This is a genomic window from Candidatus Melainabacteria bacterium, assembly GCA_003963305.1.
Taxonomy (GTDB): domain Bacteria; phylum Cyanobacteriota; class Vampirovibrionia; order Obscuribacterales; family Obscuribacteraceae; genus PALSA-1081.
The window spans coordinates 313,336-326,264 of the sequence record RXJR01000004.1 but is presented as its reverse complement, the minus strand read 5'-3'; the positions used below and the strand labels follow the sequence as shown (position 1 = coordinate 326,264).

The following is a 12,929-nucleotide window of genomic DNA, read 5'->3' as shown; positions in this document are numbered from 1 at the left end:
ATTGTGGTGATGGGCGATACTAAATGTGGTGACGCTTCCTTTGCATAGGTGACGCCTCATTACTAGTGTTTGATTTCTCAACGGGCGACCCCTTGTATTTGGTTTAAGAATTATCGAATCAAGTTCTCTCGTGTTGTTTGTGCGTGCGGGAAAGCCACAGATCACTTTTCCAAGTTCCTAACTGTATTTCATCCTGATACAGGCAATCTCTCTACATTTGGTAAAATCATGAACGATTTGAGTATTTGGTCATTTCCAATGACACCGCGCTCGTGACTCGTCTCAAGGACATCTATGCAAACCAAATTATTTGTTTCGGCTCTAGTCTTCTGTCTTTCTACAGCGGCTCCCTGTCTGGCTCAGGGCGGTTCACCTTTGCCTGGGAACGAGGCAGTTGCACCACTGCCGGGGGCGGAACTGAGACCGTCAGCACCGGTATATCCACCTGAGCAGGCGCAGCGATTGACCGCACCAGCTCCCGCAGCTCCTGCGCCGACTCAAGCGCCGACTCCAGGCAGAAAGGGCGCCAGCGCATATGGACACCTGCCGCTCACAGTCAAAGATGCAAAAAACAGAATCGTTGAGTTGAGAACTGCTCTTGCTGCTTCTGGTCCATCAGGTCTGCATGATCCTATCTATCAGCTATCTGAGTGGTTGGCTGATAGTGCCGATGCACATATGAAGATGGCGACTGCGTTTTCTAAACACGATGAATTGAAGGCACAATGCGCAGCAGAAAAACAGATTGGATTGAAATTCAGCCAGTTGAAGCGCGACGCTCAGCTTTTAAAAGCTGATCTTTTGATAGCTCAAAAGAGATACCCTGAGGCTTTGAATCCTCTCGTTGAAATAGTTCTGGCCGACCCCACTTCGGCGACTGGAAAGACTGCCTACCAGCGCTTGAAGGACCTCGGCTTTTCGCATGATGCAGAAGGCGCAGCTGCAACCGTTGCAGCACCGGCGAAATCAGCTGATGAGTCTCTAGCACCATCGCCAGGGGGATCGGCTTCTTTGAGCTCGGTCAGCGCTAGTACAGCCGTCAAAGCGGAAGTTAAGACTGGGTCAACTAAGCCGGCCGTATCTCCAAAAAACTCAGTCGTGACTAAACCTGTCGTGGTTGCCAAACCTGTAATGTCTAGGCCAAACGCACATCCAATTTCAATTGCAGCGAAACGGCGCACTCACTAATGCGTTTATTAATTCGGTTTCCACTTGACACCCTTTGCGGCTTTCAAGTGTTTGACTGTATTACAACCTCTGGTCGGGTTAAGGTGACATAACCCTTTTAGAGATATCATTACGCAATCCATTTTTATTACTGCTGAGGCAGTCGTGAAGTTAGAGGTGTCTTCTTTTGTCTACATTTAAGATCCGCGTGCTGTCCGCAACACTTTGTTTGGCTACATTTGCCGGTCAGGTGCGCGCTGCAGAAATCGCTGTTAATTCGACGGTCAATACTGTACCGAGTGCGGTCATTAATGCCGGAGCTGCAGACGCAGGCTCGAACGACACTGCTAGTGTCCACGGTGAAGCCGGTAAAGAGCTGAAAGGTGTTGTTTCAAAGACCGAAATCGCGCCAGAGGAACTGATTGATCAGCTGGTCAGCTCAGCGTTTGAACGTGATGAGCGTGCAGAAGAGATCAAGTTGAAAGAGCAGAAGTATAAAGGGTCGCTTCGTCGGTCGATCGCTAAAGTTTCTGACATGGCAGAGTTTATGACTGCTTACAAAGGCTTCCAGGCTTCGAGCGAAGCTGCTGATGTCATCCTGGACGAAAAGCAGAAGCTGAAAAGTAAAGCCGCTGTCGAATGGGTCAAACAGAAACAACATGATTCCATTCATCCAAAAGTAGTTTCGAGTTTGATGCAGATTGCCTCAGGACTGGGCATGAGCGATCCGGTAAAACAGCAACGGAACATCGATGATGGTGTCAAGCAATTGGCTTCAATTGTCGGAGATGATGATGCGAAACGCGCTCTTGTAGCTATGACTGCCTGGGCTGCTTCAGTAAAAGATTCAGCTCCTCCTGCTACGCCTGGTGAACCGCTCAGCGTGTTGAAACTGGACTCTGCTACCAAGAAGTTGATGGAGAGCAGCTTGCAGCGTGATGCAGTGGTGCTGGAAACAAAAGCGAAACTGCAAAAATACAACCACCGCAGCAAGTTACTTTACGCCACTGCAAAGGTCGTAAACACTACGTTGAGCGTGGCTATGTTCAGTCCGACTATCGTCTCGCCTGCTGCTCAGATTGCGTTGCTGGCATTTTTGATGGCGACAGGTGGTCCGGAAGAGGCCAAGCTTCTCAAAGAACTCTACCTGGATCGACGCATCGAGTGCCGCTATAAAATGATCAATCAAGAAGCGGTTCAGGCAATCAATAACTACAACGTTGCTTCCATTACGGGAAACACCGTTCTCAGCCAGTTTTGCAATCTGACCGCCAGCAAGATGGCTGGTAAGGATGTGCTTGCGCAGGCTGTTAGCGATGAAGAGCCGGTTGCAGCGACTACAACTGCATCTGAAAAGGTCGAGGCTAAGGCTGACACCAATACAGCTGCGCCTGGAAAGGTCGAGGCTAAGGCTGACACCAATACAGCTGCGCCTGGAAAGGTCGAGGCTAAGGCTGAGACCACAGCTGTTGAGTCAAAAGCTGCGGAGTCAGATAAAAAATCGGGCGATGTTGGAATGAATATTCCTGCAACAAGTCTCTAATAGCTGGTTTCCGGACTTTTTGTTGAATTGCGCACTGGCGGTGCATTAATCTTGCTGGTGAAATTTATCTCATAGCGCTACAATCGACCTGAGGCGAATTCTCGCCATCGACGTTCGGTTGTACTTAAGCGGTAGATTTGCCGCGACCGTGGCATTATGAGTGCAGCGGTTTGTAAGGAGGCGTAATGCGCACGAGACTTGTATTGATGTTGGCGGCAGTCGCTGTTCAGATTTCGAGCGCCGCAGTGTCGGCAGAACCGCTCCAGGGCGGCATTAAGACCAACCAGGTGATGGAAGGCGCCGGAGACTATTCTTATCCAGCTCCGACTATGGTTCAGCCGCAGGTCATGCGTCCTCAGGCTCCTGTCAAAGCACCACCGAGCAGACCTCTTAACGCCACGATCCAGCAATCTCAACCAGTACAACGTCCGCCGATTCAGGCAACTGTTCAGAAGCAAGTCGTCCTTCCCCAGGGGTTCATGGGCTCCTGGCGAGTGCAGGGGCAGCGTTCCAAAGTCGAAGCGATGCCTGAGTTTCAAGCCGGTGCCGAGCAAGCGTTTAGTTTGAACACGAACAACACCTGGAACATCGGTGGGCAGCCCGGCAGTTATTCGATGTCTAACGGTGAGATGAGCACACCACTCTGGGTCGATAAAGTCGAAGGTGGAACTGCTTTCATTCGCTATCAGCATCCGGTCGGCAAAACGATGGCTCAAGAAGCTATCGTCCTCAGTCTGCTTCCGGGTGGAACTCAGTTCAACGGACTGGAGCGAATTTCAATCGTCAAAGAAGGTATGGCGCAGCCGAGAGCGAAGGTGACATATCAGCTCAGCGGAGCTCGTATGCGCTAGTATCCGCGCTGTGCCTCAGTTCTGCAATTACATTACTCAAATCGACGCGATAAATTTCGGGTCAACTGCTAGGATTGCCTCATTAGTTGCAGTCGGGTAGTCAGGTGTCTCATGAGCAAGTTTGTTTTAGCGTGTCTTCTTACAATTTCATGCTCAACAGTGTGCTGTGCAAGTGACAATCACAGATCCGAAGTGATCGCTCAAGCAGATGGTGAACCGGCTTTGAGGGGTGCTTTGCCTGCGACAACACCGGCTGCCACTCAGACAACATCAACGACTTCAACGGCAACTTCAACAACCACTGTTAATCCGTCATCTGGTGCATCGTCAACAACTACGACTACTAGCACCACTACCGTTAATACTTTCAATCCCTCGAATGCCGAAGCCCAGCAGGAGCTGAAACAATTTGACGCGACTTTGCCCGATGTCCAGGCGACCACTCTGCCCGCCGGCGCCTTACAGGGCACGGCGAAGATCACAGATATTGAAGTTTCAGCGCGGAACCTCAAAGAGTGCCCACTTCTACGCGATCACGATAAAGGTCTGAAGTACATAGAAGTTACTGTTAAAAACTCAGGTCAAAATATAGCGGTCATCCTCGGAAACAGCGCTCATGCAGATCTCGGTACAGGCAGGCTGCCGACGGCACCAGCTTCGGACGCCGAGGATTCGAACTTGCCGCGTTTGAACGGAAAAGGGAAATTGGCAGTCGGAGCTGTTGCTGCCTTTAGTCTCGGCTATGCTGCACCGATTTTTTATGAAAATCTGACACCGGATCAGCACGCAAAACGCAGTCTGGGAGATGCAATAGGGCGCGATGGTGCCCGTCGTGAAGTCGAGGCCGGCCACTTCGGAGTGCGTGTAATCATGCCCGGCGATGAAACAACCGGCTGGATAGCTTTTCGTTGCCCGCGCAATCAGGATCTGAAAAGTCTGGTCATTCCTGTTTCATACACACGTTCAGCCGTGCCCTCAGGCAGTGTTACCGTGCCTGTAGCCAATAGTCTGGCGAACTAATTTCTTCTAGTGCTGCTAAAATTCACTTCTGAGTCGAATATATAAGGAGTTGAAAAATGCGTTTGACACGGAAGACTTCAACGTCTCTGTTCTCATTGGTACTGTGTATGGTGGCATCAGCCGCCTGCGCGCTCTCAGCCATGGCAAAGGGTGGCGACCCTGTAGTTGTCATGGAAACAACTAAAGGCAAGATCAAAGTCGAAATCTATAAGAACGAAGTCCCCAAGACCGCAAACAACTTTTTGGATCTGGTAAGCAGAAATTTCTACAATGGTTTGACCTTCCACCGCTATGAACCAGGCTTCTGCATTCAGGGTGGTGACCCACAGGGAACCGGCGGCGGTGGTTTCATAGATCCTAAAACGCATCAAGAACGTACCATCGACCTGGAAACATCCCCTTCCATGGTGGCTGCTAATCCAAGCCTTAAACACAGCAGCGCCGGTGTGATTGCTATGGCTCGAACCTCAGTTCCTAACTCAGCCAGTTCGCAGTTCTACTTCACACTTGGACCCGCTAACTTCCTTGATGGTCAATACGCTGTTTTTGGCAAAGTCAAAGAAGGTCTTGACGTTGTGATGGCGTTGCGCAAAGGCGACAAAATGACTAAGGTTTACGTCCAACAATAGACACCAGTAACTCTGTAGAATGCTTTCAGGACCTGCTTTCGAGCAGGTCTTGTGCTAATGGGCGGTTGGCTTGCGGGTGGTATGATATACAGCTATTCGATATCGTTTCACCTCAACAGAAGGCATTTATGACAACAACAGATCCAGTGGTTGTCCTCGACACCACCAAAGGGACCATCAAAGTTCGAATCTACAAAGATGAAGTTCCAAAAACTGCAGGAAACTTTCTCGATCTCGTCAAACGCGGTTTCTACAACGGTTTGAATTTCCACCGCTATGAGCCAGGATTCTGCGTTCAAGGTGGTTGCCCGAAGGGAACAGGCACAGGCGGCTTCGTTGATCCTGAGACAAAGAAAGAAAGACGTATTCCTCTGGAAGTAACAAAAGAGTTGAAGCACAGTGAAGCCGGCGTAATCGCTATGGCTCGCGCTCAAGACCCCAACTCAGCCAGCTCGCAGTTCTATTTCACACTTGGACCAGCCAACTTCCTCGATATGCAATATGCAGTTTTCGGAAAAGTTGTAGAAGGGCTTGATGTAATGCAGAGTTTGCGTGTAGGCGATGTTATGAAAGACGTCAAAATACTCGAACCGGCTGCTAAGTAAGCTGAATTCAGAAATAACTGAAGGGGATCGCTCAGAGAGCGATCCCCTTTTGACTTTGATTGATTTAGAAGACTTGGATGATGCCTTGATTGATTTAGATTTTGATGTAGCGTCCGGAAGTCCAGGCGCTTCCACCTGCACCAACAGCGATACCAAGCCCGAGCAGGGCGCCGAACGTTTGCAGCATGCCATATTCGAGATTTTGAGGCAGCATCGGTGCGAAGCTGATCATCTGGTCTCGCACATAAGGGTCTATATACCAGTGCATGCCCCAGAGCACGGCGATGGCTAGAGCTGCGGCTCCTGCACCATATAATGCCCCCTGCAAGATCAGTGGACCCTTGATATAGAAATGACTGACTCCCATGAGGCTGAGAATCTCAATCTCTCTGTGCCGTGACTGAATAACGAGGTGAATCGTATTTCCGATAACGGTCAAAGTCGCCGCTGTCAGAGCGGCTGTTACGATTGCGCCGGCGAGCTCAATGAAGTGGCGAAACTCATTGATTTTTCGGGCTACCTTGAGGGGATAACGAATGTTCTCGATGCCGCTGAGCAAGTTTAGTTTCGGAGCCACCTTCTCTACGTTTTCGGCGCTGCTGACGCGGATGTGCAGAGTGTTAGGCAGAGGATTCGAGAGTGCTGCAACTTTGAATGTTTGTTGCATCTCTTCCCAGGAAACTTCTTTTGGAACGATCTCGACAAGTTGCACTTCCGGGAACTGACTGACTTCTTTTGCCACTTTCTTTGGATCAGCCGTATCTTTGATGTAGGCTGAAATTTCTAACTGTGAGCCCCAGGCTGAAACGACATTTTTCAATGTCATCGTGAACTGAAGAATGCCACCGAATATGGTTAAGGCGATGGCGAGAATGCTGATCACCAGCCAATTCGACCAGCCGCTCTGGCGAATGCCTATCATCGTCTCAATTCCAACTCTAAGAAGTATGCGTAGTTGCCGCATGAATTATCCTTTGCTCTCCACTTCATAGACGCCGTCATCGTAGACACCGCTGTCTACGTCGGAAACTATTTCGCCTGCACGCAAGCTGATGACGCGTTTGCGCATCGCATTGACGATTGGTTGGTCATGTGTCGAAATCAACACGGTGGTACCACGTTGACTGATTCTCTCCAGCAGTTGAACGATTTCAAGCGAGGTGGCCGGGTCGAGGTTACCGGTGGGCTCGTCTGCCAGCAAAACTGGCGGACCGTTCACAATTGCTCTGGCAATACCGACACGCTGTTGTTCGCCGCCTGACAGTTCGTCTGGGTAGGCGTCACCTTTATGATCCAGATTCACAACGCAGAGGGCGCTGTTGACACGCTTCGCTACTTGCTTTTCATCAAGCCCGAGGGCTCGCAAAATGTAGGCAACGTTATTGAAAACAGTCTGGCGGGGGAGCAGTCTGTAGTCCTGGAAGATGATGCCCAACCTGCGGCGCAGCAATGGCACCTGTCCTTTCTGAATCTTAGTCAGATTGACACCGCCTATCAGTACGCTGCCTCTCGTTGGCGTTTCTTCTCTGTAAAGCAATCGCATCAGAGTCGACTTACCGGCGCCCGATGGACCCACCAGGAAGGCAAACTCTCCCAGTGCGATATGCAAGTTTATGTTGGTGAGCGCAGGTCTCCCAGCGTAGTCTTTGCACACATTTTGTAATCGGATCACGTTAGCTACCTTTGGAGCACTGCCTGGCAGTGCGATCACAATCTGTTTAAACGCCCGCCATGCGGGTGGGCAAATCCTAACATAGTAGTCAGCAGGAAACCTTGAAAGCTTCCAACCTTGCATTTTGTTAAATGTCTCGAGCCTTTGAAAGTACTGAGAAGTAGCAGTCTGGGCATATCGATTCGGAGCCGTGCAACGATTGTGTTGGTTGCTTACATTTCGGGCAGATTGGAAAACCCTGTTTGCGCCGCCATTGGCGCAGTTTCAGCTCTTGCTCGAACATTGAAACGATGCGTTGATTCAAGTCCAGTTGTCTGCCTTTTGTGAAAATATCGCCGTCATTTTTTGAGCCTGGCGATGGGCGCGAAGGCTTCAGGCATTTACTTTCGCCGAACTTTGGCACTACGTTGAAATTTTTTAAAATGTCCAGGTCCTCTGAACTCTGTGGTGGCAAATCCTTTTGTAACTCTGCCAGCTCTTGCAAATCAGACTCGGAAAGGGTTATTTCAGCCAGTTCTTGCGGGGTCGGCTCAGACCGCCGCGGTTGTTTGTGCGCCTGAAAGCGATCTCCATCTGCTACAGGCGGCGTGCCGCCGTAATAATGCTTTAGATCGAAACGCATGCCGTTCACTTTCAGGTTCATACTCTTAGCGGCCATGCGCATTTTGCTTAAGATGGCGGGCTTGAGTAAACTGAGCTCCTGGGCTACAGACGCGTCCTTGACCGCGATTACTAAATTGCCTTCATAATCCAGAAAGAGCGGACGAGATTTGTCGGCAAAGACTTCTCCAATCATCAAGGGCCACAGGCTGAGGAGAGCATGCTCTTTCAGGCGCCGGTCCAGCCCCAGCGAGTTGACCAGTTTCGATAGAACGCTGTCAATCGAATCGAGTGAGCGCTTGCCACGTTTGACGCGGCGCTCCGAATTTTCTTGAGGTTTATGAAGATCGTCGTTATTCATTCTTTCGACATCGGCTAATGCGCGCTGCGTCTTAAAGTTTACAGTTTTCGTCTCTTGGAATGCGAGAAACTTTCCTCATTTTGCTTCTTGAGTGCGTTATAATCAGCCTGCTTAGCCGGTTTTCAACAACGGCTACAGTCGTCGGTCGGCGTTCTTTTGCGCGACGAAGTTTAAGGACAACCATGAGGATAATTCTGTGCCAGCCGCAGAGGTAATCGAAGAACTGCGTAAGCGTTTTAAACCGGAGAATGCACGCAATCTATCCGCCACTTATCTAATCACTGTCAGAGGGCAAGGCGGAGGCTCGTGGCTGACCAAAATATCCGACGGCACACTTGAAATGACGCAGCAGCCGCCCGGTGATGCGCCCCAGGCTGACTGCATGATTTCAGTTGAAGCTGATGATCTCGAAGAAATTATTGCTGGACGCCTGTCGGCAATGACCGCAGCTCTTTCGGGAGTGCTGTCAATCGAAGGTGAGCTGGGATTAGCTATGCAGTTGGTACCTGTCTTCTTCGAAGGTCAAGCGCCTTTTATTTAGCATCACATCTGGTGCTTGAGACTCTGCTTGAAGGCTGAGCGAAACACTTCCACTGGTGGCGAGAGTTCCGTCCAGAATTGAAAAGCTTTGTGCGCCTGTCGTATCAGCATCTCGGCGCCGTCAGATGCTTTCAGCCCGGCCTTTTTCGCCAGCGCCACCACGGCCGTGTCTTCCTTTGTTTTTGAATAAACCATATCGAAGACAAGGGTTTGCGGACTGACTGAGGTGAGAAAACCGTTCATCCAGTCAGGCACAGGCACGTTGTTTTGCCCCATCGGCGTGCTGTTGACGATGAGCGATAAATTCTCTGTTGAGCAAGCGTGCGCAGTAGTGGCGATCAACTTCAGCCTTCCATCCAGCACAGGCTCGATTTCGCGTGCCATAGATTCGGCTCTGGATGGGTCTCTCGACAGTATCGATACACTCTTGTAGCCGAGATTTCTGAGCGCCAGAATCGCTGCTTTTGCCGCTCCGCCTGTGCCGATTACGCAGGCGGCTGCACCGCTTTCTACTTTTGTAATCAGCTCGGACAGGGCTTCTTCAAAGCCCCCGATGTCTGTGTTATGGGCGAGCAAAAATTCTTCTTCTAAAATCTTCACCGTATTTGATGCCTGTGCTTGCGCGGCTTCTTTTGTATGTCCACCCGCCATGCGGTAGATAGCATCTTTGTGTGGAATCGTCACATTGAAGCCCGTATATCCCTCGGTCTTGATGCGCTCTATTTGCTGCTCAAGTTCGGCTGGAGCGATATCGAGAAGTTCGTATGAACCTTCCAGATTGCAATATTTCAGAGCAGCGTTATGCATCGGTGGCGACAGAGAATGCGACACCGGATGTCCAATTAATGCCAAACGATATTTCAATTTAGTCTTATGGTCGCGTCTTGGACTGACGTATTAGTAACTGCTCGCCTGAATCGTGGCTACTCTCATGCGTTTTATGCCGGCTTCAGCAGCCGCTTGCATTACTGCCACTACTTCCTTTTCTTTTGAATCTCCGTCGGCGTTGACTGTGCAGGGCACTTCTTTGTTGCCGAGTTTGACGATGATTTCCTTGATGCGCTGGCCGATCACTGTTGGATCGGTGCTGTTGACAAAGTTGCCGTTGATGGCAATCTGCCCCTGTTTGTCGATGTCTATAAAAATTCCTTTACTCTCATCAACTTTCTTAGCATTCTTGGTTTCAGGCGGCTTGATCTTCAAATCGGACTTGTCAATAAGAGGTGCGATCAAGATCATGATCACGAGCAGCACGAGGAACACGTCTGTCAACGGCGTGACGTTGATTTCGGTGAAGACTTCACCGGCATTAGTACCCATCGACATAGCAGTTCACCCTCCTCGACGAGAGTCGAATTTTAGTGAGCGTGACCTTCAGTACCAACGAAGCTCAGGAAGAGCAGCTTGAGGAGCAGGAAGTCATCGTTGAAGCCCTTTACAGTGTTGGTGTAGAGGTTGTTGAAGATAACGGCGAGAATTGAGACAACCAGACCGTATCCTGTCGCAATTAGAGCTTTCGCAACACCGGTTACAACAACTGGAGTGCCACCACCGGCGACGCCTAACTGGTCCAGTGTGAAAATAACCCCGACCACTGTTCCGAACAAGCCGATGAACGGGCAGGTAGCGCCGATCGTTCCCAGTACTACTAAGTGACGTTCCAGCTTTCTTGTCACCAGACCGACTGTGATATCGAACGCTTTCGAGAAGTCTTCTTTTTGTTCTGCCATCAAGCGCACGCCTTCTTCGGCGACTTCACCGACAACACCACCGAGGCGGCTGCATGTCTGTTGCGCTTTCTGCAATTGTTGGCTCTCTAACTCGCGTTGCAGCTGGTGGATGAATTGAGTTACGTCACGGCGATTTTTCTGATAGTACAGATATCGCTCAATCATCACAGCCGCAGTCGCTACAGAGCACAGGGTAATGGGAATGGAAGCGAACCAGTCAGTCATCATGAACTGAATAAAGTAAGTGAAAAATTTGCTTTCCATTTTCTCTCCTGAGTGCTGCGAACGAAATGAGTTTATCAGAACGAACGGAAGGTGCCGTGTCCACCGCCGCTGAATACGTTGTAATCGAACGTGAATTGAATGTCTACGTCATCGCTGGCGCCCGCAGGTAATGGTCGGAACGGTGCCGCGTTTTCAACAGCTTTGAGGGCTGCCTGGTCGGCAATCGCTACGCCAGATGATTTATCAAGTCTCAAGTTGGAGAGTTCTCCGCCTCTGTGAACTTTGAAGATAACCACCACTCTCTTGGATTCATTACCTTTTGGAGGGAACCATGCGCGTTTGATTCTTCTTTGCAGGTCAGCCATGTATGGTCCGAAGTCCACATCGGCTTGTGCTGCCACAGATGGTCTGCCGTTTGGATTGTTGTTGGCATCAGGATTACCCTTGACACCTTCGCCACCGCCACCACCAGTCGGTCGTGGAACGCTTGGCGCAACTGCAATTGGACCGCCGCCGGCTGAACCGCCGCCACCGCTTCTGCCGACTCGGCTGGGAGCTGGTGCCGCTGTAGGTCCGGAACCGCCGCCTACTCTAGGAGCACCACCGCCGGCAATAGGAGAAGGCGAAGGTGGTCCACCCCCAGCTGCGCCTGAACCGGTGGACATAGGAGCTGGTGCTGGTGCGGCTGTGGAGCCGTGTCCTGGACCTGCTCCAATCTTTGGCACTGGCGACAGTGAAGGACCGCCACCGTGTGCAAAAGCTAACGGCGAAGGCGATGGAGAAGGAGTTGGTGATGGGCTTGCAGAAGGATGTGCGAAAGGCGTTGGCGTTGGCATTGCCATCGGCTTTGGCGTTGGAGATGGTGTCGGCGTCGGCGACGGTGAAGGTGTCGGGCTCGGATGAGGAGTTGGAGACGGCGACGGATGCGGAGAAGGAGGTGTTGGAGTTGGACGCGCTACAGGCGTTGGCGTCGGTTTTGGCGACGGCGTGGGAGTCGGCTTGGGCGTCGGTGCTGCCTTCTCTGGAGTCGGTTTGGCCGCTGGTGCTGCTTTGCTTGGAGCCTTAGGAGCAGGAGACGGCGCCGTTACTGGTTTTGTAGCGTCATGCTTACCGGCATTTTCAGAGTTCTTTTGAGCGTGTCTTTGTGATTTGACTTTGTGCTCAACCGGAGGTTGATTCTGAATGAATTCGATGTCTGTGATCTGTTGTTTGGGCGGCGGCGGCACCAGGAAGAAGAATGCCAGCACGAAGAAACTTGCCATGAAAGCTACGTGAAGGAGATAGCTTCCGCTGGTGGCTTCGGACATGGCCATAACATATTCCGGGTATATGCGTCGGCGCTGAAGCAGGGCGGCATGGTCGTAAGCGTCGCGAATAGCGAAAGCTACAAATGAGAGAAAGAGTCCAAGAACGACTAAAGAGGCTGGACTTCCCATGTGAATCTGGGAAATCGACGTGACCAGCTCGCGGTTCGGCTTCATATGATTGCTTATGCCGAATTCGACCAGTCCTCTGAGAATAGGATCGGTGAAAAGCAGGAGCAAGAAGACTATAAAGTTGATTGCGGCGACCGCGAGGAAGAGCATTCCCTTGCGTTGCTCGCCGTTGTAAAGCTGACCAAATCCGGGGATGATCGACAGCATGGCTGCCATATTCGGGTCTTTAGATGATTGGTGAAAACCAGGAGGTTTTGCTGTGCTAGTCATGTCTGAGATGATTTCCCGCTGTTGTGATTGTGGAAAACGCAGGCAACGCCGCCTTCGGGTTCGTGTTCTCCAACCATCCTGCCCAAACTACTCAAATTTGGCATCTCAGCTCGGTTTTTCTAGTAAATCCAAATACGAAATCAAGCATTGATCGCTCTTGGATAGTCTATTGCAGCAGGCTGCTCGACTACCGCAGTCGATTAATGACTGGTTAAGTATAACATAAGTGGATTGCTAGCTCGGACTGGGACTGTCATTGATGCGTTTTTGCCGAACCTTG

At 50.8% G+C, this 12,929-nt stretch carries 14 protein-coding genes; 7 read left to right on the top strand and 7 right to left on the bottom strand.

What is annotated here, in order from left to right; translation table 11 throughout:
• The first annotated feature begins 294 nt into the window (after window positions 1-294).
• From EKK48_05690 to EKK48_05665, 6 genes are all read left to right on the top strand, one after another.
• Window positions 295-1,188, top strand: coding sequence for a hypothetical protein (locus EKK48_05690; protein ID RTL44742.1), 894 nt, complete (start codon window positions 295-297; stop codon window positions 1,186-1,188).
• A gap of 166 nt (window positions 1,189-1,354) precedes the next feature.
• Window positions 1,355-2,710, top strand: coding sequence for a hypothetical protein (locus EKK48_05685; GenBank protein ID RTL44741.1), 1,356 nt, complete (start codon window positions 1,355-1,357; stop codon window positions 2,708-2,710).
• 185 nt (window positions 2,711-2,895) lie between these two features.
• Window positions 2,896-3,561, top strand: coding sequence for a hypothetical protein (locus EKK48_05680; protein RTL44740.1), 666 nt, complete (start codon window positions 2,896-2,898; stop codon window positions 3,559-3,561).
• Between the two features lie 111 nt (window positions 3,562-3,672).
• The gene (locus EKK48_05675; protein ID RTL44739.1) at window positions 3,673-4,581 is read left to right on the top strand and encodes a hypothetical protein; all 909 of its coding nucleotides are present in this window, start codon (window positions 3,673-3,675) and stop codon (window positions 4,579-4,581) included.
• Window positions 4,582-4,721: 140 nt separating this feature from the next.
• Window positions 4,722-5,210, top strand: coding sequence for a peptidylprolyl isomerase (locus tag EKK48_05670; GenBank protein RTL44999.1), 489 nt, complete (start codon window positions 4,722-4,724; stop codon window positions 5,208-5,210).
• Window positions 5,211-5,338: 128 nt separating this feature from the next.
• Window positions 5,339-5,815, top strand: a complete 477-nt coding sequence (locus EKK48_05665) for a peptidylprolyl isomerase (GenBank protein ID RTL44738.1) — start codon at window positions 5,339-5,341, stop codon at window positions 5,813-5,815.
• A gap of 94 nt (window positions 5,816-5,909) precedes the next feature.
• On the opposite strand, the gene EKK48_05660 is transcribed toward EKK48_05665, so the two are convergent.
• The 3 genes from EKK48_05660 to EKK48_05650 are packed head-to-tail and all read right to left on the bottom strand — an operon-like array spanning window position 5,910 to window position 8,448.
• Window positions 5,910-6,779 (bottom strand): FtsX-like permease family protein, encoded by an 870-nt coding sequence (locus EKK48_05660; protein ID RTL44737.1) that lies wholly within the window; start codon window positions 6,777-6,779, stop codon window positions 5,910-5,912.
• Between the two features lie 3 nt (window positions 6,780-6,782).
• A complete protein-coding gene (gene ftsE / locus EKK48_05655; protein RTL44736.1) occupies window positions 6,783-7,610 on the bottom strand; it encodes a cell division ATP-binding protein FtsE in 828 nt (275 codons plus the stop codon).
• A gap of 4 nt (window positions 7,611-7,614) precedes the next feature.
• Window positions 7,615-8,448: a DUF721 domain-containing protein gene (locus EKK48_05650; GenBank protein ID RTL44735.1), complete on the bottom strand. Its 834-nt coding sequence runs from the start codon at window positions 8,446-8,448 to the stop codon at window positions 7,615-7,617.
• Window positions 8,449-8,644: 196 nt separating this feature from the next.
• Between EKK48_05650 and EKK48_05645 the strand changes: the two genes are divergently transcribed.
• Window positions 8,645-8,989, top strand: coding sequence for an SCP2 sterol-binding domain-containing protein (locus tag EKK48_05645; GenBank protein RTL44734.1), 345 nt, complete (start codon window positions 8,645-8,647; stop codon window positions 8,987-8,989).
• Window positions 8,990-8,991: 2 nt separating this feature from the next.
• Here the strand turns inward: EKK48_05645 and EKK48_05640 are convergent, their stop codons facing one another.
• The 4 genes from EKK48_05640 to EKK48_05625 all read right to left on the bottom strand — a co-directional run bounded on the left by EKK48_05640 (window position 8,992) and on the right by EKK48_05625 (window position 12,649).
• The gene (locus EKK48_05640) at window positions 8,992-9,819 is read right to left on the bottom strand and encodes a shikimate dehydrogenase (GenBank protein RTL44733.1); all 828 of its coding nucleotides are present in this window, start codon (window positions 9,817-9,819) and stop codon (window positions 8,992-8,994) included.
• Between the two features lie 66 nt (window positions 9,820-9,885).
• Window positions 9,886-10,314, bottom strand: coding sequence for a biopolymer transporter ExbD (locus EKK48_05635; GenBank protein RTL44732.1), 429 nt, complete (start codon window positions 10,312-10,314; stop codon window positions 9,886-9,888).
• 32 nt (window positions 10,315-10,346) lie between these two features.
• Entirely contained in the window at window positions 10,347-10,982 is a 636-nt protein-coding gene (locus EKK48_05630; protein ID RTL44731.1) for a MotA/TolQ/ExbB proton channel family protein, read from the bottom strand.
• A gap of 35 nt (window positions 10,983-11,017) precedes the next feature.
• On the bottom strand, window positions 11,018-12,649 hold the full coding sequence (locus EKK48_05625) for a TonB C-terminal domain-containing protein (GenBank protein RTL44730.1): 1,632 nt from the start codon (window positions 12,647-12,649) through the stop codon (window positions 11,018-11,020).
• Window positions 12,650-12,929 lie beyond the last annotated feature (280 nt).

What these genes read in the sequence shown, in the direction of transcription:
- EKK48_05660 (RTL44737.1), bottom strand. Translation starts at nt 6,779, where the DNA reads ATGCGGCAACTACGCATACTTCTTAGAGTTGGAATTGAGACGATGATA.
- EKK48_05650 (RTL44735.1), bottom strand. Translation starts at nt 8,448, where the DNA reads ATGAATAACGACGATCTTCATAAACCTCAAGAAAATTCGGAGCGCCGC.
- ftsE (RTL44736.1), bottom strand. Translation starts at nt 7,610, where the DNA reads ATGCAAGGTTGGAAGCTTTCAAGGTTTCCTGCTGACTACTATGTTAGG.
- EKK48_05675 (RTL44739.1), top strand. Translation starts at nt 3,673, where the DNA reads ATGAGCAAGTTTGTTTTAGCGTGTCTTCTTACAATTTCATGCTCAACA.
- EKK48_05670 (RTL44999.1), top strand. Translation starts at nt 4,722, where the DNA reads ATGGCAAAGGGTGGCGACCCTGTAGTTGTCATGGAAACAACTAAAGGC.
- EKK48_05690 (RTL44742.1), top strand. Translation starts at nt 295, where the DNA reads ATGCAAACCAAATTATTTGTTTCGGCTCTAGTCTTCTGTCTTTCTACA.
- EKK48_05625 (RTL44730.1), bottom strand. Translation starts at nt 12,649, where the DNA reads ATGACTAGCACAGCAAAACCTCCTGGTTTTCACCAATCATCTAAAGAC.
- EKK48_05635 (RTL44732.1), bottom strand. Translation starts at nt 10,314, where the DNA reads ATGTCGATGGGTACTAATGCCGGTGAAGTCTTCACCGAAATCAACGTC.
- EKK48_05630 (RTL44731.1), bottom strand. Translation starts at nt 10,982, where the DNA reads ATGGAAAGCAAATTTTTCACTTACTTTATTCAGTTCATGATGACTGAC.
- EKK48_05665 (RTL44738.1), top strand. Translation starts at nt 5,339, where the DNA reads ATGACAACAACAGATCCAGTGGTTGTCCTCGACACCACCAAAGGGACC.
- EKK48_05680 (RTL44740.1), top strand. Translation starts at nt 2,896, where the DNA reads ATGCGCACGAGACTTGTATTGATGTTGGCGGCAGTCGCTGTTCAGATT.